The sequence below is a fragment of the Novosphingobium sp. JCM 18896 genome (assembly GCF_025938095.1).
Lineage (GTDB): Bacteria > Pseudomonadota > Alphaproteobacteria > Sphingomonadales > Sphingomonadaceae > Novosphingobium.
In genome coordinates, this window is sequence record NZ_JAPCZF010000001.1 from 1180248 (window position 1) to 1200550 (window position 20303).

The 20303-nt window shown below is 66.7% G+C and carries 22 protein-coding genes; 8 read left to right on the forward strand and 14 right to left on the reverse strand.

All coding sequences use genetic code 11. The features are described 5' to 3' along the window. Nucleotides 1–82 precede the first annotated feature (82 nt). The 3 genes from OLX23_RS05695 to OLX23_RS05705 all read left to right on the forward strand — a co-directional run bounded on the left by OLX23_RS05695 (nucleotide 83) and on the right by OLX23_RS05705 (nucleotide 861). Nucleotides 83–265: a Flp family type IVb pilin gene (locus tag OLX23_RS05695; protein WP_264443641.1), complete on the forward strand. Its 183-nt coding sequence runs from the start codon at nucleotides 83–85 to the stop codon at nucleotides 263–265. A gap of 92 nt (nucleotides 266–357) precedes the next feature. Further along, nucleotides 358–534 (forward strand): Flp family type IVb pilin, encoded by a 177-nt coding sequence (locus OLX23_RS05700; protein ID WP_264443642.1) that lies wholly within the window; start codon nucleotides 358–360, stop codon nucleotides 532–534. Nucleotides 535–684: 150 nt separating this feature from the next. Beyond that, the gene (locus tag OLX23_RS05705) at nucleotides 685–861 is read left to right on the forward strand and encodes a Flp family type IVb pilin (protein ID WP_264443643.1); all 177 of its coding nucleotides are present in this window, start codon (nucleotides 685–687) and stop codon (nucleotides 859–861) included. A gap of 112 nt (nucleotides 862–973) precedes the next feature. Here OLX23_RS05705 and OLX23_RS05710 read toward each other — a convergent pair whose 3' ends face one another. From OLX23_RS05710 to OLX23_RS05720, 3 genes are read right to left on the reverse strand one after another with little or no spacing between them, the layout of a single operon-like run. Continuing rightward, a complete protein-coding gene (locus tag OLX23_RS05710) occupies nucleotides 974–1867 on the reverse strand; it encodes a tyrosine recombinase (RefSeq protein WP_264443644.1) in 894 nt (297 codons plus the stop codon). Continuing rightward, nucleotides 1864–3747 carry a hypothetical protein gene (locus OLX23_RS05715; RefSeq protein ID WP_264443645.1) on the reverse strand — a complete coding sequence of 628 codons (1884 nt, stop codon included), beginning with the start codon at nucleotides 3745–3747 and terminating at the stop codon, nucleotides 1864–1866. The genes OLX23_RS05710 and OLX23_RS05715 overlap by 4 nt, the downstream gene beginning before the upstream one ends. Then, complete coding sequence (locus OLX23_RS05720) at nucleotides 3744–3890, reverse strand: hypothetical protein (protein ID WP_264443646.1); 147 nt, start codon at nucleotides 3888–3890, stop codon at nucleotides 3744–3746. The genes OLX23_RS05715 and OLX23_RS05720 overlap by 4 nt, the downstream gene beginning before the upstream one ends. 88 nt (nucleotides 3891–3978) lie before the next feature. Here OLX23_RS05720 and OLX23_RS05725 point away from each other — a divergent pair, with 88 nt between their 5' ends. From OLX23_RS05725 to OLX23_RS05735, 3 genes are all read left to right on the forward strand, one after another. Beyond that, the gene (locus OLX23_RS05725; RefSeq protein WP_264443647.1) at nucleotides 3979–4569 is read left to right on the forward strand and encodes a shikimate kinase; all 591 of its coding nucleotides are present in this window, start codon (nucleotides 3979–3981) and stop codon (nucleotides 4567–4569) included. Beyond that, nucleotides 4560–5666: a 3-dehydroquinate synthase gene (gene aroB / locus OLX23_RS05730; protein ID WP_264443648.1), complete on the forward strand. Its 1107-nt coding sequence runs from the start codon at nucleotides 4560–4562 to the stop codon at nucleotides 5664–5666. The genes OLX23_RS05725 and aroB overlap by 10 nt, the downstream gene beginning before the upstream one ends. Before the next feature lie 140 nt (nucleotides 5667–5806). Next, on the forward strand, nucleotides 5807–8143 hold the full coding sequence (locus OLX23_RS05735; protein ID WP_264443649.1) for a TonB-dependent siderophore receptor: 2337 nt from the start codon (nucleotides 5807–5809) through the stop codon (nucleotides 8141–8143). Nucleotides 8144–8191: 48 nt separating this feature from the next. On the opposite strand, the gene OLX23_RS05740 is transcribed toward OLX23_RS05735, so the two are convergent. After that, nucleotides 8192–8572: a ribonuclease HI gene (locus OLX23_RS05740; RefSeq protein WP_264443650.1), complete on the reverse strand. Its 381-nt coding sequence runs from the start codon at nucleotides 8570–8572 to the stop codon at nucleotides 8192–8194. 44 nt (nucleotides 8573–8616) lie between these two features. Here OLX23_RS05740 and OLX23_RS05745 point away from each other — a divergent pair, with 44 nt between their 5' ends. Then, on the forward strand, nucleotides 8617–9159 hold the full coding sequence (locus tag OLX23_RS05745) for a pseudouridine synthase (RefSeq protein WP_264443652.1): 543 nt from the start codon (nucleotides 8617–8619) through the stop codon (nucleotides 9157–9159). On the opposite strand, the gene OLX23_RS05750 is transcribed toward OLX23_RS05745, so the two are convergent. Further along, the gene (locus OLX23_RS05750) at nucleotides 9156–9524 is read right to left on the reverse strand and encodes a response regulator (RefSeq protein ID WP_264443654.1); all 369 of its coding nucleotides are present in this window, start codon (nucleotides 9522–9524) and stop codon (nucleotides 9156–9158) included. The genes OLX23_RS05745 and OLX23_RS05750 overlap by 4 nt on opposite strands. 186 nt (nucleotides 9525–9710) lie before the next feature. On the opposite strand from OLX23_RS05750, the gene OLX23_RS05755 reads away from it, so the two are divergent. After that, nucleotides 9711–11093, forward strand: coding sequence for a peptide MFS transporter (locus tag OLX23_RS05755; RefSeq protein WP_264443655.1), 1383 nt, complete (start codon nucleotides 9711–9713; stop codon nucleotides 11091–11093). On the opposite strand, the gene OLX23_RS05760 is transcribed toward OLX23_RS05755, so the two are convergent. From OLX23_RS05760 to bktB, 9 genes are all read right to left on the reverse strand, one after another. After that, nucleotides 11090–11524, reverse strand: a complete 435-nt coding sequence (locus OLX23_RS05760) for a DUF488 family protein (RefSeq protein ID WP_264443657.1) — start codon at nucleotides 11522–11524, stop codon at nucleotides 11090–11092. The genes OLX23_RS05755 and OLX23_RS05760 overlap by 4 nt on opposite strands. A gap of 190 nt (nucleotides 11525–11714) precedes the next feature. After that, entirely contained in the window at nucleotides 11715–12515 is an 801-nt protein-coding gene (locus OLX23_RS05765) for an acyl-CoA thioesterase (RefSeq protein ID WP_264443658.1), read from the reverse strand. A 49-nt stretch (nucleotides 12516–12564) separates the two neighbouring features. After that, nucleotides 12565–13254 (reverse strand): DUF2490 domain-containing protein, encoded by a 690-nt coding sequence (locus OLX23_RS05770; protein WP_264443660.1) that lies wholly within the window; start codon nucleotides 13252–13254, stop codon nucleotides 12565–12567. A gap of 265 nt (nucleotides 13255–13519) precedes the next feature. Continuing rightward, nucleotides 13520–13891, reverse strand: coding sequence for a tRNA-binding protein (locus OLX23_RS05775; protein WP_264443661.1), 372 nt, complete (start codon nucleotides 13889–13891; stop codon nucleotides 13520–13522). Next, a complete protein-coding gene (locus OLX23_RS05780; RefSeq protein ID WP_264443663.1) occupies nucleotides 13892–15913 on the reverse strand; it encodes an acetyl/propionyl/methylcrotonyl-CoA carboxylase subunit alpha in 2022 nt (673 codons plus the stop codon). Nucleotides 15914–15981: 68 nt separating this feature from the next. Further along, nucleotides 15982–16443, reverse strand: coding sequence for a DMT family transporter (locus OLX23_RS05785; protein WP_264443664.1), 462 nt, complete (start codon nucleotides 16441–16443; stop codon nucleotides 15982–15984). A 1-nt stretch (nucleotide 16444) separates the two neighbouring features. After that, nucleotides 16445–18619 (reverse strand): methylmalonyl-CoA mutase, encoded by a 2175-nt coding sequence (gene scpA, locus OLX23_RS05790; RefSeq protein WP_264443665.1) that lies wholly within the window; start codon nucleotides 18617–18619, stop codon nucleotides 16445–16447. A gap of 40 nt (nucleotides 18620–18659) precedes the next feature. Then, nucleotides 18660–19097, reverse strand: coding sequence for a methylmalonyl-CoA epimerase (gene mce / locus OLX23_RS05795; protein ID WP_264443666.1), 438 nt, complete (start codon nucleotides 19095–19097; stop codon nucleotides 18660–18662). Then, nucleotides 19094–20275: a beta-ketothiolase BktB gene (gene bktB, locus OLX23_RS05800; RefSeq protein ID WP_264443667.1), complete on the reverse strand. Its 1182-nt coding sequence runs from the start codon at nucleotides 20273–20275 to the stop codon at nucleotides 19094–19096. The genes mce and bktB overlap by 4 nt, the downstream gene beginning before the upstream one ends. Nucleotides 20276–20303: the final 28 nt, after the last annotated feature.

The following is a 20303-nucleotide window of genomic DNA, read 5'->3' on the forward strand; positions in this document are numbered from 1 at the left end:
AGCGAGCGCCTCCTAAAGCAAATCTTAACCCTGCCCCGCGACAACCCGCAAGGATCGGCGAAAAGCCAGGGGTAACCGAGACATGCTGTCATTTCTGAGAACATTGCTCGGGGAAACGCGCGGTGCGACGGCGATCGAATATGGCCTGATTGCCGCCCTGATCGTCTTGGCAATCATGGGCACCCTTCGCGGCATGGCCGGCGAAAGCGGCGGTGTGTGGGGCAAGGTTTCTACCCGAAGCGTCGACGCGATGAAGGCGAGTTAAGTAATTATCAATCGTTTGAAACTACCCAGTGACAGTCCGGAGCTTACGCGCACGGATGGGGTAATCGAAGACTGCAAGCCAGGAGACTTTCCATGAAGTTCATCAAGAAGCTGGTCCGCAACGAAAAGGGTGCGACCGCCATCGAATACGGCCTGATCGCCGCTCTGATCGCCGTCGCCGCGATCTCGGCCATGCAGGGCCTGGGCAGCCAGCTCAAGACCACGTTCGGCAAGACGTCGGCTGGCATCCAGCAGGGCAACTCGGCTTAAGCCGCGCTGCAAAGCAAATTCGAAGGGGCGGCAAGGCAACTTGCCGCCCCTTTTTGCTTGTCCAAGCGAAACCCCGCATCGCGAGATTAGCCATTTGTTAGGCAAAATCCCTTATGTATTTGATTTATCGGGATTTACCAGGGAAGCCTCATGAATTTCATCAAGAAGGTGGTTCGCAACGAAAAGGCTGCGACCGCCATCGAATACGGCCTGATCGCCGCGCTGATCGCTGTCGCTTCGATCTCGGCGATGCAGGGCCTCGGCAGCCAGCTCAAGACTACCTTCGGAAAGACGTCGGTGGGCATCCAGAAGGGCAACACGGCCTAAGCCGCGTTCGAATACGAGTTCACGGGGACGGCGGGGCGACCTGCCGTCCTTTTTGCATGCCTGAGCGATGCGCGCCGTCCGGCCATGCAGCGAACCTGCACGCGATTCGCTGCTATCCGCCTCGCTGTGCCAGCGGATGGCGCGCATTCACCAGCTGAACGAGACGCGCACTGTCGACATGCGTGTAGATCTGCGTCGTGCTGATGTCGGCATGACCCAACAAGGTCTGCAACACGCGAAGATCGGCCCCGCCCTCGAGCAGATGCGTCGCGAAGGCATGACGCAGGACGTGCGGCGAAATCTTGGCCGAATCGATTCCCGCACGCGTGGCCAGATCGCGCAAGAGCTGGAACAGACGGATGCGTGTGAGATGCCCTTGCGCACCGCGCGAGGGAAAGAGCTGCCGCCCGCCGCCCGGTCGCAGCACCAGCCAGCGCGACAACGCCGCACGGGCACGGCCGCTTACCGGCACCATCCGCTGCTGCCCACCTTTGCCCGTGACCGTCAGGAACGGCGCGTCGCGCGGCACCGAGGCCAGCGGCAGGGCAACGAGTTCGCTGGCGCGCAGACCCGAGCCGTAGAGCAGTTCGAGCAGGACGAGCAGCCGCACCGCCTCGGGCCGATCGGACGCGGCCTCTTCCTCGGCCCGACCGAACAGCGATTCGATCTCGCCGTGCGACAGCAGGCGCGGTAACGGCCGGCGTGTCGCGGGGCGCGGCAATGCGGGCGACGGATCGTCATCACGCAGGCCTTCATCAATCAGGAAGCCGTAGAACTGGCGCAGCGCCGAGCAACGGCGGGCCAGGCTGGCGGGCGCGAGATCGGCCCAGTCCTTGCCCAGCCCCGCCAGCGCTGCGCCGTCAGCGCGAACGAGGTCCCCTAGCGCTTCCTCCGCCGCCTCGAGATCGCGACGATAGGCAAGCAGGGTATTCGCAGCCGCGCCGCGTTCGGCGGCGAGCATCGCGAGAAACGCATCGACGGGCCGCGCGGAGCCGCCCGCGGTCACGCCCGAGCGACGGCCTCGGCGGCGATCATGCGCGCCTCGGCATCAAGGCCGACGCGGTTGAGCGCGGAAACGATGTGCAAGAGGTGCAGCGGCGTCATCTTCGCCCAGCTGTCGCCCTGCATGCCGACACCGGCGAGCAGCGCCACCAGGGTCGCGTTGTCGACTGCGGCCGCCTGATCGATCAGCCGGCTCCAGCGCGTCTGGCGCGCGAGATCGAATTCCATGCCCTCGGCGAGATTCTTCGCGACGTCGGGCGTGATCCGGCCGAGCCCGGCCAGACCGGCGACGAGGAATGCGGACTTGCGCGTCTTCTCGCTGTCGTCGCCGTCGCGGAAGGTCTCGATCGATCCCGACGAGACGGGCTGCGAACGCGAGGGCGCAGCGAGGACGAGCAGAGCCCAGGCCTCGCTGCCGAGTTCGGCCTCGTTCGACCAGCGCAGGGCATTGGCGTCGAGCCCGGCCGCGAGCATCGAGGCGACGAGATCGGAGGCCTTGCCGGCCGTGTCGGGCCCCACCGGCAGCCGCGCCGCGGCATAGGCGGTCAATACCTGGCGCGCATAGCGCTGCTCGGCATCGCCCGTACCGCTCCACAGCTGTTCCATCGCGCCGAGTCGCGCGCTCGGTTCGGCGGCGACATAGGCGTCACGCAGCAGCGAAGCGCGCTCGGACCATTCGCCGGTGATGTCGTCGGCCGCATAAATCTGGCCGTAGAGATCGACCATTGCCTGGCTCGACAGGATGCCCGCGGCACCCGCGCGATCTGCCGCCGCCGCACGCGCCGGCAGGCCGACCATCGGCGCGGTCGCGGTGACATAGTCGTAGCGCACGTCGGCGCCGCGCATCAGCGGTGCGGGCGGCGTCAGCCCGACGGCGATGGCCAGGCCATAGCGCCACGGCGTCATGTCCTCGACCTTGTCCCATTCGATCGTCACCGCACGACGCGCGCGCCCGGCGGCGCCCGCGTATTTCTGTGCGAGCAGAACGTCGATGCGCGGTTGCTGGCCCCGGTTCAGCTCGCGATCGAGCTGGTTCAGACCGGCCGTGCCATCACCCTGAAACACCGTGCAGATCGCCTTGGCCATTTCCCAGTGAGCGTCGCCGCCCGCCGCGCCCTGCAAGGCCAGCACGGGACAAAAGCCGGTGAAATCGGCCGTCGCGACATAGGCGTCGAAGGCCGCGCGGCTGAGATCGGGGGTATAGTTGCCCGTGTCGACATCCTGAACCAGCGCGCGCGCGGCATCGCCCTCGCCCATCCGCACGAGCAATGCGGCGCGCAACGCGGCGAAATCGGCGGGATTCATCTGCGCCGGCGCGTCGAGCCGCGAGGCCAGCGCGCGGCGCAGCAGGATATGTCCCCAGCGCGAGACCAGACGTCCCTTGTTGCCGGCAAGTGCGGCGCGGACCAGCGAGGCATTCTGGCCGGCGAGCGAGGTCGGCGACAGGCCGCCTTCGCGCTGATCGAGCAGGCCGACCTGCTCCATCGACCGGCGCGCAGCCGCGGGAATGTCGGACTTGGGGCGAAGATCGAGTGCTTCTTCGAGCTGTTCGGGCGTCATGCGCTCGAGCTCTTCGAGCGAGGGCAGCTTGACCGATGCCGCAGCCACGGCGGCCGAGGAGACCCGCGGTGCGGTATCGACGGGGATCGGTTGTACGACGGCGGTCGAAGTGCTGGCCTGACTGGCCGCCGCTGCCGGCGCGCTCGCCGTGTTCATCGACGGGCGCGGCGCCTGAGTGCGTGCGGGCTCTGTCCGCGGGGTCTGCGCCTTGGGCGCGGGTTCGTCGAAGCCCGGCGGCAGCAGCGATTCAGGTGCCTTCTGCGCCAGTGCCCAGCCCGAGGTCAGCGCGAGAGCGGTTCCAAGCAGGAGATGCAGCGGCTTCACTTCACGATCTCCGGCACGGGTACGGACTGCGAAATCGGGCGCAGCGGCTCGCGGCCGCCGTCGATCCAGGCATAGGCGAGAACCATAAGCACGATTGCGGCGACGCCGATCAGCAGCCTGCCCTTGCCCATCGTCACCGTCACTCGCACACCTTCGCTAGACCAAGTCGACACCCATCGCATTGGGGCCGAGCTTGCGCTGCCGAGTAGCGCAACTATAGGCGGGCCTGCAATGGACGTTGAAGATTCCCAGCTCTCCACGGGGGAGATCGAGGCCATGGCGCGCCGCATCGACCGGCCGGTCGTGCTCGTCGGCATGATGGGCGTGGGCAAGTCGAGCGTCGGCAAGCGCCTCGCCTCCCTGTTCCACTGGCCTTTCGTCGATGCCGACGACGAGATCGAGCGCGCCGCGCAGATGTCCATTCCCGAGATCTTCGCCACCCACGGCGAAGCCTATTTCCGCGACGGCGAACGTCGCGTCATCGCCCGGCTGATCCAGCAGGACGGCGACAACGGTGCGGGTGCCAAGCGGATCATCGCCACGGGCGGCGGCGCCTTCGTCAATCCCGAGACGCGCAGCCTGATCCTCGAGCGCGCAATCGCGGTCTGGCTCGACAGCGACATTGACACCTTGCTCGAACGCACCGCGCGTAAGGACAACCGCCCGCTGCTCCAGCAGGGCGACCCGCGCGAGACGCTCAGCCGGCTGCGCGACGAACGCCGCGAAGCCTATGCCCAGGCGCCGATCCACGTCGTCAGCGGCAGCGGCCCGCACGGCCGCACCATCGCCAAGGTTTTGCAGGGGATCGGACAATGGCTGTAATCCCAGTCGACATCGCCGGACGTCCCTACGAAGTCCGCGTCGGTGCGGGCCTTCTGGCCGAACTCGTCGACAACTGCCGCGGCAAGCTGCGCAAGCGGCGCGTGCCGATCGTCACCGACGCCAATGTCCATGCCGCCTGGGGCGCGGTGATCGACGGCGCGCTGACCGACAACGGCCACGAACCGCACTGGCGTATCCTGCCCGCGGGCGAAGCGACCAAGTCCTGGGATCAGTTGTCCGCCACAGTCGACTGGCTGCTCGAAGGCGAGGTCGAGCGCGGCGACCACATCCTGGCGCTCGGCGGCGGCGTGATCGGCGATCTCACCGGCTTTGCCGCCTCGATCCTCAAGCGCGGCTGCCATTTCATCCAGCTGCCCACGAGCTTGCTGGCACAGGTCGATTCCTCGGTCGGCGGCAAGACCGCGATCAACACCCCCGCGGGCAAGAACCTGGTCGGCGCCTTCCACCAGCCCTCGCTCGTGCTCGCCGACCTCGCCGTGCTCGACACCTTGCCCGAGCGCGAGTTGCGCGCCGGCTATGCCGAAGTCGTCAAATACGGGCTGATCAGCGATCCCGATTTCTTCGCCTGGTGCGACGGCAACGGTGCGGCCATGCTCGCCGGCGATGCGGCGCTGCGCGAATATGCCGTCGCCTATAGCGTCGCGGCCAAGGCGAAGATCGTCCAGGAGGATGAGTTCGAGACCAAGGGACTGCGCGCCCTGCTCAATCTCGGTCACACCTTCGGCCACGCCCTCGAAGCCGAGACGCATTTCTCCGATCTGCTGCTGCACGGCGAGGCCGTGGCGCTCGGCATGGTCCTGGCTGCGCGCTACTCTGCCCGGCGCGGACTGATGCCGCGCGCGAGCGCCGATCACGTCGCGCGTCACTTTGCCGAGGTCGGCATGAAGAGCGAGATCGCCCAACTCCGCCTCGACTGTGACGGCCGCGATCTCGTCGCGCACATGCTCCACGACAAGAAGATGGACGCTGGCACCCTGCCCTTCCTGCTGATGAAGGGGATCGGCGAGACCTTCCTCGCGAAGGACGTCGCGCTCGACGACGTCGCCGTCTTCCTCGAGGAAGAACTGCGGCGCTGAGCGCCCGCTTTCAGGACCTCAAATCTTGGTTGGATTACAGCGACTCGCTGAATCCAGACGCTAGCGCATCTTGCTTCGCCGGACCTCGCCCTCTAAGCGCGAATGCGAATCAATCGCATTACAGAAGATGAGGGCAATCGATGATCAATCTTCCCGCCGTGCAGCGGCGCCGTTCGACCACGAGCTGGCGTCTTGATCTGTCCCGCGCCGCTTTCGCGGCCGCGCTGCTCGCGACGGGTTCGACCGCCCATGCTGCCGAGGCCGAGACCAGCGACGAGCAGATCGTCGTCACCGGTCTGCGCGCCGCCGAAGTCGCCTCGGGCACCAAAACCTCGACGCCGCTGATCGAGACCGCGCAGACGATCACCGTGATCGATTCCGAAGAGCTCGAACGTCGCAACGCGATCTCGCTCAACCAGGCGCTCGGCTATGTCGCCGGCGTCGCGGTCAACCAGCGCGGCGGCACCGTCACCCGCTACGACCAGATGGTCCTCCGCGGCTTCGCGCCTGGCATCTTCGTCGACGGCATGCGCTCGATCGCGGGGCCTTATTCGACGCCGCAGACCGACTTCAACCGCATCGCCCAGATCGACATCATGAAGGGCCCGGCGTCGGTGCTCTACGGCAACGGCACGCCGGGCGGCCTGATCAACATCACCAGCAAGAAGCCCGAGGCCGAGGCGTCGGGCAGCTTCGAGGCGCAGGCGGGCAACTACGACTTCTTCCGCGCCGTGGGCGACGTCAACCAGCCGCTCGACGCCGACGCCAAGTGGCGCGTGCGCCTGGTCGGCGGCTGGCAGAAGGGCGATGGCTTCACCAAGCAGACCTTCAGCGAGCGCTGGCACGTCAGCCCCTCGATCGCCTTCGTCCCCGACGATCAGACCAGCATCACCGTGATCGCCGCCTATCAGCACGCACCCTCGGGCGGCGGCTATTCGGGCGTGCCGGCCTATGGCACGGTCCTGCCCAGCCCCGCCGGCCAGATCGAACGCCACATCAACACCGGCGAACCCGGCTACGAGGTCTACGACCACAAGGCCAAGTCCGTCGCCGCCTTCTTCCGCCACGAGTTCAACGAGCATCTGGCCTGGCGCACCAATTTCCGGTTCCAGAACAACAAGCTCAACTACCGCCAGATCTACGTCGGCGGCTTCCTCACGACGGGCACCGGCCTCAACATCAACACCGACTACGCGAACATCCTGCGCGGCGGCGGCGGTGCCGACGAGGATTTCGACACGCTGACGATCGACAACAACCTCAACGCCAAGTTCGCCACTTTCGGTATCGAACACGACGTTCTGGTCGGCATCGACTACCTGCGCATCACCGGTGAGAACTTCCAGCAGTTCAACACCGGCCAGACGACGAACCCGCTGACCTCAATCCCCAACCTCAACCTGTTCGCGCCGGTCTATGGCCGCACGATCCCGGCTTACGATCTGACCCAGCTCTCGGCCGCCTATGTCAACACGATCAGCAAGCGCGATCAGACGGGCGTCTACGTGCAGGACCAGATGAAGCTGGGCCGCCTCAACCTGATCGCCAGCGGCCGCTGGGACTGGTTCGAGCAGCGCACGATCAACAAGAAAACCACGCCGAACACCGTCACGCCGCTGTCGCAGACCGCGTTCACGATGCGCCTGGGTGCACTCTACGAGTTCGCCTTCGGCCTCTCGCCCTATGTCTCCTATTCGGAGAGCTTCGAGCCGCAGGCGGGCACCGACTACCTGGGCAACCTGTTCGTGCCGACCACGGGCAAGATGTGGGAAGCCGGCCTCAAGTTCCAGCCGCAGGGCGTGCCGGCGCTGTTCACGCTGTCGGTCTACGACCTCAAGCGCCAGAACGTGCCCGTCGGCGATCCGCTGGCCGGCACCGGTGGCCGCCCGACCAACTCGCAGGTGCAGATCGGCGAGACCCGCGTGCGCGGCGTCGAGCTCGAGGGCCGCGGCGAGATCACGCCGGGCTTCGACGTGATCTTCGCGGGCTCCTACACCGATGCCGTGATCACCCAGGGCACGCCCGCGGTGCCCGCGACCGCCCCGACCCTCACGCGCCTGGGCACCTCGGGCACGCCGTCGACCACGGGCACGCCGGCGCTCGGCGTGCCGAAGTGGCAGGCCTCGGCGTTCCTCTCCTATGACTTCGGCGCGAACAAGGATCGCCAGGGTGGGCTCGCGGGGCTCAAGCTCGGCGCGGGCTTCCGCTACGTCGACGGGTCCTGGGGCTCGACCAGCTACAAGGTGGTCAACAGCGTAACGACCTTCGAGATGTTCAAGACCAAGGCCTTCACCCTGTTCGACGCGATGATCGGCTACGACCTCGGCCGCGCCGCGCCTTCGCTCGAAGGCCTGAGCCTGGCGGTCAACGCGCAGAACCTGTTCGACAAGAACCACATCTCGGCCTGTCCGTTCAGCAACTCGTGCTACTTCGGCGCCTCGCGCACCGTGGTCGGTTCGCTGCGCTACAAGTGGTGAGAACCCGTCGGGGCGGTTGACGGGCCGCCCCGCCTTAGCGGGCCTAATTCAGCGGGGATGCAGCCTGGCCAGGGCGATCCCCGCGAGGTTCTGCGAGCGCTTGACGTAGCGGATCGGCGGCAGACCGGCTTCGCCCGCAAGCTCGCGCAGAACCTGAAGATGTCCGGCCGCGGCGCCTCGGCATTTCACCGCGCCCGTGGCGGGCCCGATCACCGAAGCCGCATCACCGAGCAGCACGAAGTCCGCCGCCCCCATCGCCTGAGCCACGCGCAGCGCTTCGATCAGCGCCAGCCATTCGGCGTCCTGGTTGGTGCCCTCGCCCAGATCGGTGCGCAGATGGACACGTCCCCCGGCAACCACCGCGACCTCGATCGCGCCGGGATTGGGCCGGCAACCACCGTCGAAGAACACCTTCAAGCGCGACGGCATTTGCCCCTCTTGGTCTGGTCGCCACGACGTGGCAAAGGCCGACCATGTCGCGACTGGTCCTGTTCAACAAGCCTTACGGCGTGCTCTGCCAGTTCAGCGACAGCCGCTCGCCGACGCCGCGGCCGACCTTGTCCGATTTCATCGACCTGCCCGGCGTCTATCCGGCGGGACGGCTCGATCTCGACAGCGAAGGCCTGCTGCTGCTGACCGACGACGGACGCCTCCAGGCGCGCATCTCGGATCCGCGATTCAAGACGGCCAAGACCTATCTGGTCCAGATCGAGGGCGATCCCGAGGAAACCGCGCTCGACCAGCTGCGCCGCGGCGTGTCGCTCAAGGACGGCCCGACCCGGCCGGCCGAGGTCGAGCGTATCGCCGATCCCGAGCTCTGGCCGCGTGATCCGCCCGTCCGTTTCCGCAAGACCGTGCCCGATACCTGGATAAGCCTGACGATCCGCGAGGGCCGCAATCGCCAGGTCCGGCGAATGACCGCAGCGATCGGGCACCCTACCCTGCGGCTCGTGCGCTGGCGGATCGGCGACTGGTCGCTCGACGGTATCGAGCCCGGCCAGTGGCGGCTGGCCTAGGTCGCGTTCTTGGGCCGAAGCACCGCCGCGAGCTGATCTGGTGTGAACGGCTTGGGTACGAAGACGAGATCCGATCGCTCGGCCTGATCGGCATAGTCGGGCTCGCCCGAGGTGATCACGACCTGCACTTCGGGCCAGCGTTCCTGCACGGTCCTGGCCAGCGCGAAGCCGTCGGGTCCGTCCGGCATCTCGACGTCGGTGAGCACGACCTGGAATGCGGTTGGCCCTTCCAGTTCCAGGATCGCATCCTCGGCGTTGAACGCTCCGACAGTCAGGTAACCCGCCTCTTCGGCGACGTCGCATTCGTAGAGCCGTGTCAGCGGCTCGTCGTCGACCACGAGAATGACAGGCTGGGCATAGTCCACGGCAGTTCTCCCAAAAGGTTGCCCCCCGAGTCCCGCCTGTTGAGTCCCGCGTGTCGATGGCCAACGCCGGATTCGGGCGGGCGGTTCCCGGGCGCCGACAGAGCGAGCGTCCCGCGCGACGGCGGATTCGGTTGCCCTGCGCGTCCACGCTGCTAACAGCGCTGTAAGCCTATAACCGGAGAGCGCATGACCGCGGCCGAAGCCACCCCCGAACTCGACGTTCCCTCCCCCCACGACACCGCCTTCCTCGGCCATCCCAAGGGCCTCGGCTATCTCGCTTTCGTCGAGGGCTGCGAGCGGTTCTCGTACTATTCGATGCAGACCTTGCTCGTGCTCTACATGGTCAAGTACCTGCTGCTGCCCGAACATATCGGCGGCGTGATTGGGCTCGATTGGCTGCGCGCCAACTACTACACCGGGCTCGAGGGGCAGCCGCTCGCTTCGGCCCTGTTCGGCGACTACACCGCGCTGGTCTACCTGACCCCGATCCTCGGCGGCGTGATCGCCGACCGCTGGCTCGGCCGGCGCAGCACGCTGATCCTCGGGGGTCTTGTCATGGCGCTCGGCCATTTCCTCATGGCCTTCGAGGGATCGTTCCTCTTCGCGCTGCTGGCGCTGGTGGTCGGCGTCGGCCTGTTCAAGGGCAACATCGCCAGCCAGGTGGGCGAGCTCTATTCGGAGAGCGACCTGCGCCGCGCGATGGCCTTCCAGATCTTCTACATCGCGATCAACGTCAGCGTCATCGCCGCGCCACTGGTCTCGGGCACCCTGGGCGAGAAGCTCGGCTGGCACTGGGGCTTCGGCGCCGCTGGCGTGGTCATGGTGATCGGCCTGCTGGTCTACCTCGCAGCCGCGCCCTGGCTCCCTGCCGACAACCGCCCCGCAAAGGGAGCGACGAAGGCCGAGCGCGCGAAGATGCAGGGCAACGACTGGCTGCGCCTGCTCGCGGTGATCCTGCTCGTGCCGATCCTCGCCATGTCGCTGCTGACCAACCAGCAGATCTTCAACGCCTACCTCGTCTGGGCCGACCAGCACTTCCAGCTGACCTTCATGGGCCAGACCCTGCCGACCAGCTGGATGATCACGATCGACGCCACCTTCAGCTTCTCGATGCTGGTCGCCGTCGCGCTGTTCTGGAAGTGGTGGAGCACCAAGTGGCGCGAGCCCGACGACTTCACCAAGATGATCATCGGCAGCCTGTTCTCGATGGCGGGCGGCGCCTGCCTGTTCATGGCCGCAGCGACGCAGGGCGGCGGCAAGATCGGGCTGTTCTGGCCGGTGATGTTCCACCTGCTCAACTCGATCGCCTTCTCGCACATCCTGCCCGTCAGCCTGGCGCTATTCTCGCGCCTCGCCCCCAAGGCGATCAATGCGACCGTGCTCGGCATCTATTACCTGGCCTTCTTTGCCGCGAACAAGATCGTCGGCACGGTCGGCGGTTGGTACTCGTCGATGCCGACGACGAGCTTCTGGCTGATGCACATCGGCGCGGCGGGCGTCGGCCTGATCGCCTTCACCGTGTTCAAGCTGCTGGTCGCGCCGAAGCTGCTGAAAGAGGCGGCCGCCTAAGGCTTGAGATCGACCACCGCGAAATCAGGGAGCAGCGCCTCGATCAGCAGGCTGCGATGGCACTCGCGCGCCTCGCGTTCGTAGCAGAGCAGCGCGACGCGCTTCTCGCCCGCGAGGTCACGCAGCTGCGCCATGGCGGCCAGCGCCTCGGGCAGTTCGAGCTGGCCGGCGTAGACCTGAGACAAGGTCGCATGATCGCCGCGGCGCGCGGCCGCCCTGCCCTCGGCCGGCGTGCCGAGCGGTTTCATGTGGCGATATTCGATCCCGGCTTCCCGCGCCGCCGCGGCCAGCACCGACTTCGAGAAGCCCGGCCGGCGCGACAGCGGCAGGTAGCGAATGTCGGCAAGCACCTCGACCCCGGCCGCGTTAAGCGCCGCGGTCACGTCGTCGACGCGCGCCTGTTCGTAGCCGATGGTCCAGATCGTGGGCATGATGGGAAGGTAAGGTGCCTGAGGCCGTCTGCAAGCGACAGCCAAACTTCACGAAGTTCACGCGTGCGGCGCATGGAGATTTTTTCCGGTGAGTCGCATCACCGGGCAGATTGGAGCTGAAAATCAGCAGGTTGGACGATGAGAAAGAACGAGAGCGATCTTCTCACCTGAACGCGGTGTAGGAAAGGCCTCAGCCGAACAGCGCCACCGACTGCATGCCCGCGAGCATCGGCGTGCCGGCGTCGTTCCAGATCGCCATGCGCTGGCTCGAACAGCCGGCCTCGGCATAGTCGGCACGCGAGCGCAGCAGCCACCAGCCGTCGCGCGTTGCGGGCGCCGGGGTCAGCAGGTTGACCTGCCATTGCATCGTCGAGACGGGTGTCGCCGGGGTCAGCAAGGACATCACGCCCGGCGGCAGGGCGTCGGCGCAGAGCACGAGCTCGACCATCGGATCGAGCGCCGCACGATCGCGCGCGCGCACCCACCAGCACATCTCAGGGCGCTTGTCCTCGCTGCCCAAGCCGCCATTTCTGGGAAGCGCGAAGCGCACGTCGAAATTGTGGCGCAGGAACGAGGGGCCGCGGTCGTTGACGAAGCCCTTGGCCTCATCGACCGGGATCAGTTCCGCAGGCACCGGCCGGTCATTGACGTGAATCGCACTCGCGACCGGCCCCATGAAGACGAAGCTGGCGGTGAAGGCGACTTCGCCCTCTCGCAGGACTTCGGCGGCCATCCAGGTGGCGTTGCGCCCGCGCCGAACCTGCCGCGCCCTCACCTCGACTTCGCCGAACACCGGCGCGATCATCGAGACCTGGGCCGAACGCAGCGGCGGTAGATCCTCCCCCGCCTCGATCGCGGTGGCCAGGGCTAGCGCGGTCGAGAAGCCGCCATAGGCGGTACGCCCCTGGTGCCAGTCCTCGGTAACGACGTAAGTGCGGCGGCCGGGCTCACCGCCCGCGCCCGCCAGGATTTCGGAGAAGGCTGTCGACATGGCTTCCCCTTGGCACGAGCCAGGGGACGCGGACAAGTCGGCTCGGTATTCAGGGTCGCAGCATCAGGTTGACCGCGAAGATGTGATCCATCTGATCGCGCCCGACCGGCGTTTTCACGTACTGGTTGAGATAGCCGGTCTCGACCGTCGACTTGCCCGACAGCGGCAGTTCGACGCCGGCGAAGCTGCGCACGCGATCGAGCCCGCTGCGCGCGCCCCAGTCGGTATCGTTGAGCGCGACGAAGCTCTCGACCCAGCCGAGCAGCGCCACCTTGCTGCCCTTCTTCACGGGAACCGCCGCGCGGATCATCTGGCGCACCCGCCAGCCCGTGTCGTCGCCGGTCGACAGCCAGCGCTGTTCGAGCCGCGTGCGCGACGACAGTGCGACGCCGCCCGGCTTGCCGAGCGACCAGTTGACCTGCTGGAACGAGCGGTGCTCGCGCGTCTCCAGCCCGTTCGCCGGCCGAGTGCGGACGTTGGCATAGCCCTGGTAGACGCTGACCTTGTCGCTGAGCTTCACGCCGAGCGCGCCGCGGATCATCATCTGCGAGAGCTCCGACGCATCGTTGCCGAAGCGCGGCTGCAGTTCGAGGAAATAGACGAGGTCGTCCTTGATCGGCCCCTGCGCCACGGTCTGCTGCCAGACCTGGCCATCGTGCCGGGTCTCGGCCCGCGCGGGCGCGGCTGCCAGGGTCGCGGCGGCGAGCGAGAGGGCGGCGATCGAACGCAGGGGAAGCATGTCGCACCCTCTAGTCCCACCAGCACCGCGCGTCGTGTTACGAAAGATTGCTGAAAGCCAGCACTGGGCCCGCCACCCTCACCGCTGCGACTAGGTTCGCCTCCGGCTCACCAAGTCTCGCTGCCTCTCCCGCCAGCGGGAGAGGGGTTAGGTAACGCACCCTTCTCCCGTTGGCGGGAGAAGGATAGCGCAGCTTGCCGCGGCAGCGGCTAGTGGAGCTTGGATGAGGGTGGTCTCGCGCCACGTTCGCCGGCGGGAGATTCCCTCAGAACAGCCGCGAGCCGTTGGGCACGGCCTGGTCGGGCGCGAACAGCACGACGCGGCCTTCGGTATCGGCGAAGCCCAGGGTCAGCACCTCGGACAGCGCCTTGCCGATCTGCCGCGGCGGAAAGTTGACCACCGCCGCGACCTGGCGGCCGATCAGCGCCTCGGCTTCGTAGAGCGCGGCGATCTGCGCGCAGCTCTTCTTCACGCCGATCGTCGCACCGAAATCGATGCGCAATTTGAGGCTGGGCTTGCGCGCCTCGGGAAAGGGCTCGGCCGCGACCACCGTGCCCACCCGCACGTCGACCGCCAGGAAATCGGCGAAATCGATCGTCTCTGCGGGGGGCGCGGCCGGGTCGTGGTCGAGGTGCACTTATTCCAGCTCGAGGATGATCGCATCCACGGCCAGGCTCTCGCCGGCCTTGGCGTTGACCTTCTTGACCGTCGCCGACTTCTCGGCGCGCAGGATGTTCTCCATCTTCATCGCCTCGACCACGGCGAGCGGCTGGCCGGCTTCGACCTTGTCGCCTTCCTGGACGCTCAGCGAGACGAGCAGGCCCGGCATCGGGCAGATGAGGAACTTCGAGAGATCCGGCGGGATCTTTTCGATCATGTGACCGGCGAGATGCGCGATCGAGGCCGGCAGGACCTCGACCTTGTGGATCGCACCGCGCGTGGTGACCTTGAGGCCCGTGCGCGTCGGCTCGATCTTGATGCCGATCGGTTCGCCGTCGATCTCGGCCGCGATCAGCTTGTCGCCGGGGGTATATTCCATGACCAGATCGACGATTTCGCCGTCGACGGTCACTTCCTCGTCACCCAGGGTCACCGCGAAGGTCTTGGCGCCGATCTTGACCGCCCACTCGTGCGGCGGCGGCAGGTGATGCGCGAGCTGGTTGTCGATCTGGCGCGCGCGGTCGGCACGGGCCGTGGCGACGAAGCCCGCGACCGCGGCGATCTTGGTGCGCAGCTCGTCCGAAGCGGCGGCGCCGTGGAAGCCCTCGGGATATTCCTCGGCGATGAAGCCGGTGGTCAGCTCGCCCGAGCGGAAGCGCGGGTGCTGCATGATCGCCGAGACGAAATCGATGTTGTGGCCCAGGCCCTCGATCTCGAAGCTGTCGAGCGCGGCAACCTGAAGATCGGCCGCCTCGTCGCGGGTCTTGCCCCAGGTGATCAGCTTGGCGATCATCGGGTCGTAGAACATCGACACTTCGCCGCCTTCGTAGACGCCGTCGTCGACGCGGATGCCGTCGACGCCGCGGCGCCCATTCTCTTCGCCGTCATCGGTCCAGCCGTCGACGGGCGGACGATAGCGGGTCAGGCGACCGGTCGAGGGCAGGAAGCCGCGATAGGGGTCTTCGGCATAGACGCGGTTCTCGATCGACCAGCCGTCGATCTTCACGTCCTTCTGGCCGAAGGCCAGCTTTTCGCCATAGGCGACGCGGATCATCTGTTCGACCAGGTCGACGCCGGTGATCGCTTCGGTGACGGGATGCTCGACCTGGAGACGCGTGTTCATCTCGAGGAAGTAGAAGCTCTCGCCGCTCGGATCGGCGCCCGAGACGATCAGCTCGACCGTGCCGGCGCTGTAGTAGCCCACGGCCTTCGACAGTGCGACGCACTGCTCGCCCATGGCCTTGCGCATCTTCTCGGTGACGAAAGGCGAAGGCGCCTCTTCGACGACCTTCTGGTGGCGGCGCTGGATCGAGCACTCACGCTCGTTGAGGTAGAGCACGTTGCCGTGCTTGTCGCCGAGGATCTGAATCTCGATGTGGCGCGGGTTGAGGATGAACTTCTCGATGAAGACGCGGTCGTCACCGAACGAGTTCAGGCCCTCGCGCTTGACGGACTCGAAGCCCTCTCGGACGTCCTTCTCGTCGTAGGCCAGGCGCATGCCCTTGCCTCCGCCGCCGGCCGAAGCCTTCATCATCACCGGATAGCCGATCTCGTTCGAGATGCGCACCGCGTGCTCGGTGTCCTCGATCTCGCCGACGAAGCCGGGAACGACGTTGACGCCGGCTTCCTTGGCGAGCTTCTTGGATTCGATCTTGTCGCCCATCGCGGCGATCGCGCGCACCGGGGGGCCGATGAACTCGATGCCCTCGGCGGCGAGCTGCTCGGCGAACGAGGTGCGCTCGGACAGGAAGCCGTAGCCCGGGTGTACCGCTTCGGCGCCGGTCTGCTTGCAGGCGGCGATGATCTTGTCGGCGATCAGGTAGGACTGGGCCGCGGGCGAAGGGCCGATGTGCACGGCCTCGTCAGCCATCTGCACGAAGGGGGCGCGCGCGTCGGCGTCCGAGTAGACGGCGACGGTCTGGATACCCATGCGGCGCGCGGTCTTGATGACCCGGCAGGCGATCTCGCCGCGGTTGGCGATGAGGATTTTCTTGAACACGTCCTACCCTTCTTTCCATTGCCTGCCGCCGAGCGGCCGGCACGAACTATTCGAAAATTCGCCGATGCTCAAACCGGCTTTCGCGCCAGGTAGATACCCAGCGCCATGACCGCGACACCCATCAGGCGCCGCGGCGTGACAATCGCCTGCGCCGCACTCAGCAGACCGAAGTGATCGACCGTCGCCGCCGCAACCACCTGGCCCAGCAGCACGAAGAACACCGCATTGCCCACGCCGATGCGCGGGCCGGCCCAGGTAATCGAGGCGATGTAGGAGACCACCACCAGCGCGCCGAGATAGAAATACGGCGGAATGCCGCGGAACTTCTCGATCGCGGGGAAGCCGCCGTTGGCCATCATCAACCCGAACGACAGCACCAGCCCGAAGCAGAACAGCAGGAAGGTTGCCGCATAGGGGCTTTCGATCTGCCGCCCCAGCCCGCCATTCAGCGCGGCCATCAGCGGAATGCTGACGCCCACGACGAACATCATCGCCGCGATACCGACGAAGCTGGCGGGGTTGCTCTGCAACTTATTCGGCCGCTTCGAGTTCGCCCACCGGCGGCATGTTGTGGCCGAGCAGGCGCAGCACGTCGGCCGCGCATTCGACCACGTTCGAGCCCGGGCCGTAGATGCCCTGGACGCCGGCGTTGCGCAGGTAGTCGTAATCCTGCGGCGGGATGACGCCGCCGGCGATGACCTTGATGTCGCTGCGGCCCTGGGCGCGCAGCAGCTGGATCAGCTCGGGGATCAGGGTCTTGTGGCCGGCCGCGAGGCTCGAGGCGCCGACGACGTCGACCTCGTTGTCGAGCGCCAGTACCACGGTTTCCTCGGGGGTCTGGAACAGCGGGCCCGAAACGATGTCGAAGCCCATGTCGCCGAAAGCCGAGGCGATGACGTTGGCGCCGCGATCGTGGCCGTCCTGGCCCATCTTGGCGACGAGCAGCTTGGGCTTGCGGCCCAGGCGACGCGTGACCGCCTCGACGCCGTCGACCACGGCCTGCCAGCGGCTGTCACCCGCATAAGGCGCGGCATAGACGCCCTTCACCGGGGTCGGCTGGGTGCCGTAGCGGTTGAAGCTGTCTTCCATCGCCGACGAGATTTCGCCGAGCGTGGCGCGCGCGCGCGCGGCTTCGACCGCATGGGCCAGCAGGTTGTTCTCGATCGACTGCTCGCCGGCCGCGGCCTGACGCAGCGATTCCAGCGCGGCCTGGCACTTGGCCTCGTCGCGGTCGGCCTTCATCTTGTTGATGCGGGCGATCTGCGCTTCGCGGACCTTGGCGTTGTCGACCTCGAGCGTCTCGAGCAGGTCCTCGTTGGCGAGGCGGTACTTGTTGACGCCGACGATGACGTCGTCACCGCGGTCGACGCGCGCCTGGCGGGCGGCGGCGGCGGTCTCGATCATCGCCTTGGGCCAGCCGGCGGCGACGGCCTTGGCCATGCCGCCTTCCTTCTCGACGCGCTCGATGATCTCCCAGGCCTGGTCGACCAGCTGCTGGGTCAGGCTCTCGATGTAGTAGCTACCACCCAGCGGATCGACGACATTGCACATGCCGGTCTCTTCCTGGATGATGATCTGCGTGTTGCGGGCGATGCGCGCCGAGAAATCGGTCGGCAGCGCGATCGCCTCGTCGAGCGCGTTGGTGTGCAGCGACTGGGTGCCGCCCAGCATCGAGGCCATCGCTTCGATCGTCGTGCGGATGACGTTGTTGTAAGGGTCCTGCTCCTGCAGCGACACGCCCGAGGTCTGGCAGTGCGTGCGCAGCATCTTCGAACGCTCGTCCTTGGCGCCGAGATTGGTCATCACCCGGTGCCACAGCACGCGCGCGGCACGCAGCTTGGCGACTTCCATGAAGAAGTTCATGCCGATGGCGAAGAAGAACGACAGGCGGCCGGCAAACTTGTCGATGTCGAGGCCCGAGGCGACGCCGTATTTCACATATTCCGCGCCATCGGCGATCGTGAAGGCCAGCTCCTGGACCTGCGTCGCGCCGGCTTCCTGCATGTGGTAGCCGGAGATCGAGATCGAGTTGAACTTCGGCATCTCGCGGCTGGTGTAGCCGAAGATGTCCGAGATGATCCGCATGCTCGGCTCGGGCGGGTAGATGTAGGTGTTGCGGACCATGAACTCCTTGAGGATGTCGTTCTGGATGGTCCCGTCGAGCAGCTTGCGCTCGACCCCCTGTTCCTCGCCGGCGACGATGAAGAAGGCGAGGATCGGAATCACCGCGCCGTTCATCGTCATCGAGACCGACATCTGATCGAGCGGAATGCCGTCGAACAGGATCTTCATGTCCTCGACCGAGTCGATCGCCACACCGGCCTTGCCGACGTCGCCGACGACGCGCGGGTGGTCGCTGTCATAGCCGCGGTGGGTCGCGAGGTCGAAGGCGACCGACAGGCCCTTCTGGCCCGCAGCAAGGTTGCGGCGGTAGAACGCGTTCGATTCCTCGGCGGTCGAGAAGCCCGCGTACTGGCGGATCGTCCAAGGACGGCCCGCATACATCGAGGCGCGCACGCCGCGCGTGAACGGCGCAAAGCCCGGCAGGCCCGGATCGACCGTGACGTCCTCGGCCGTGTAGAGCGGCTTGACCGCGATACCTTCGGGCGTGTTCCAGGTCAGGTCCTTGCCCTTGACCTCTTTCGCCTTCGCGGCTTCCCAGGCTTCGATCGTCGGCCCCGTTTCGCTCGTCGTTTTGTCGGTCATCGTTCCACTCTTCACATTAGGCCGTAACGCGAACGGCGGCTCAGTGCGCGCCCTTGGGCGTTTCCATGATCTCGGTCAGCTGGCCGCCCATGTCCTTCGGGTGGACGAAGAAGATGAGCGTGCCGTGCGCGCCGATGCGCGGCTCGCCGAGCACGCGCTTGCCCAGCTTCTCGAACCAGGCCTTGGCTTCGAGAATGTCGGGCACTTCGTAGCAGATGTGGTGCTGCCCCCCGAGCGGGTTCTTCTCAAGCCACTTGCCCACGGCGCTGTCGGCCGCGGTCGGCTGGAGCAGCTCGACCTGGGTGCCTTCGGTGCCGTTCTCGCCCGGCGTGTTGACGAAGCAGACGCGGACCTGTTGGCTCTCGAGCACGAAGGGCTCGGTGATGTCGGTCGCGCCCATGACGTCGCGGTAGAACGCGATCGAGGCGTCGAGATCGGGCGTCGCGACGCCGATGTGGTTCATGCGGCCGAGTTTCATTCGACGTTCTCGATGATCATGGCGATGCCCTGGCCGCCGCCGATGCACATCGTGATCAGGCCGTACTTGCCGCCGATCCGCTTGAGCTCGTAGGCCGCCTTCACGGTCATGATGCAGCCCGTCGCGCCGACCGGGTGGCCGAGGCTGACGCCCGAACCGTTCGGGTTGACCTTCTCGGGATCGAAGCCGAGCACCTTGGCGACCGCAGCCGCCTGGGCGGCGAATGCCTCGTTGCTCTCGATGACGTCGATCTGGTCGAGCGTCAGGCCGGCGCGCTTGAGCGCGATCGGCACGGCCTTGATCGGGCCCTCACCCATGTATTCGGGCTCGACGCCGGCATGGCCCCAGGCGACGATCCGCGCCAGCGGCTTGAGGCCCTTCTCGTCGACCGCCTTGCCCGTGGCGAGCACGACCGCGGCAGCGCCGTCGTTGATGCCCGAGGCGTTGGCGGCGGTGATCAGACCGTCCTTCTTGAACGCCGCGCGCATCGTGCCCAGCGTTTCCATGTTGGTATCGCCCTTCACGTGCTCGTCGGTGTCGAACACGACGACGCCCTTGCGCGTCTTGATCTCGATCGGGAGGATTTGCTCCTTGAAGCGGCCCTCGGCCTGGGCGCGGGCGGCGCGCTGGTGGCTGGTGACGGCCAGCGCGTCGGCGTCCTCACGGCTGATGCAGTGGCGCTCGGCCACGTTCTCGGCGGTGATGCCCATGTGGAAGTCGCCGATCGGATCGGACAGGCCGACGGTCAGCGCGTCCTCGAGCACGACGTTGCCCATCTTCTGACCGAAGCGGGTCGAGTGATCGTGGAACGGCGTGTTGGTCATCGACTCCGCACCGCCGGCGACGGTGATCGCCGCTTCGCCGAGCTTCATCATCTGCGCGGCCGAGACGATCGCCTGGACGCCCGAACCGCAGAGGCGGTTGAGCGTGAAGGCGGGCACCTCGTTCGGCACGCCGGCCTGGAGCGCGATCACGCGCGCCAGGAAGGCGTCGCGTGCGCTGGTGTTGCCGACCTGGCCGAACACGACGTGCTCGACGTCAGCCGGGGCGACGCCGGCGCGGCTCAGCGCTTCGGCGGCGACCTTGGCGCCGAGTTCGGACGGCTTGAAGCCCTTCAGCGAACCGCCGAAGTCACCGACCGCGGTGCGCACGCCAGAGACGATGTAGATGTCTTCCATGGACCTGTTCCTCAAAGCGGCCCCGCAA

What these genes read in the sequence shown, in the direction of transcription:
- OLX23_RS05745 (WP_264443652.1), top strand. Translation starts at nt 8,617, where the DNA reads ATGTCGCGACTGGTCCTGTTCAACAAGCCTTACGGCGTGCTCTGCCAG.
- mce (WP_264443666.1), bottom strand. Translation starts at nt 19,097, where the DNA reads ATGAAACTCGGCCGCATGAACCACATCGGCGTCGCGACGCCCGATCTC.
- bktB (WP_264443667.1), bottom strand. Translation starts at nt 20,275, where the DNA reads ATGGAAGACATCTACATCGTCTCTGGCGTGCGCACCGCGGTCGGTGAC.
- OLX23_RS05735 (WP_264443649.1), top strand. Translation starts at nt 5,807, where the DNA reads ATGATCAATCTTCCCGCCGTGCAGCGGCGCCGTTCGACCACGAGCTGG.
- OLX23_RS05740 (WP_264443650.1), bottom strand. Translation starts at nt 8,572, where the DNA reads ATGCCGTCGCGCTTGAAGGTGTTCTTCGACGGTGGTTGCCGGCCCAAT.
- OLX23_RS05770 (WP_264443660.1), bottom strand. Translation starts at nt 13,254, where the DNA reads ATGCTTCCCCTGCGTTCGATCGCCGCCCTCTCGCTCGCCGCCGCGACC.
- OLX23_RS05755 (WP_264443655.1), top strand. Translation starts at nt 9,711, where the DNA reads ATGACCGCGGCCGAAGCCACCCCCGAACTCGACGTTCCCTCCCCCCAC.
- OLX23_RS05760 (WP_264443657.1), bottom strand. Translation starts at nt 11,524, where the DNA reads ATGCCCACGATCTGGACCATCGGCTACGAACAGGCGCGCGTCGACGAC.
- aroB (WP_264443648.1), top strand. Translation starts at nt 4,560, where the DNA reads ATGGCTGTAATCCCAGTCGACATCGCCGGACGTCCCTACGAAGTCCGC.
- OLX23_RS05705 (WP_264443643.1), top strand. Translation starts at nt 685, where the DNA reads ATGAATTTCATCAAGAAGGTGGTTCGCAACGAAAAGGCTGCGACCGCC.
- OLX23_RS05725 (WP_264443647.1), top strand. Translation starts at nt 3,979, where the DNA reads ATGGACGTTGAAGATTCCCAGCTCTCCACGGGGGAGATCGAGGCCATG.
- OLX23_RS05700 (WP_264443642.1), top strand. Translation starts at nt 358, where the DNA reads ATGAAGTTCATCAAGAAGCTGGTCCGCAACGAAAAGGGTGCGACCGCC.
- OLX23_RS05695 (WP_264443641.1), top strand. Translation starts at nt 83, where the DNA reads ATGCTGTCATTTCTGAGAACATTGCTCGGGGAAACGCGCGGTGCGACG.
- scpA (WP_264443665.1), bottom strand. Translation starts at nt 18,619, where the DNA reads ATGACCGACAAAACGACGAGCGAAACGGGGCCGACGATCGAAGCCTGG.
- OLX23_RS05765 (WP_264443658.1), bottom strand. Translation starts at nt 12,515, where the DNA reads ATGTCGACAGCCTTCTCCGAAATCCTGGCGGGCGCGGGCGGTGAGCCC.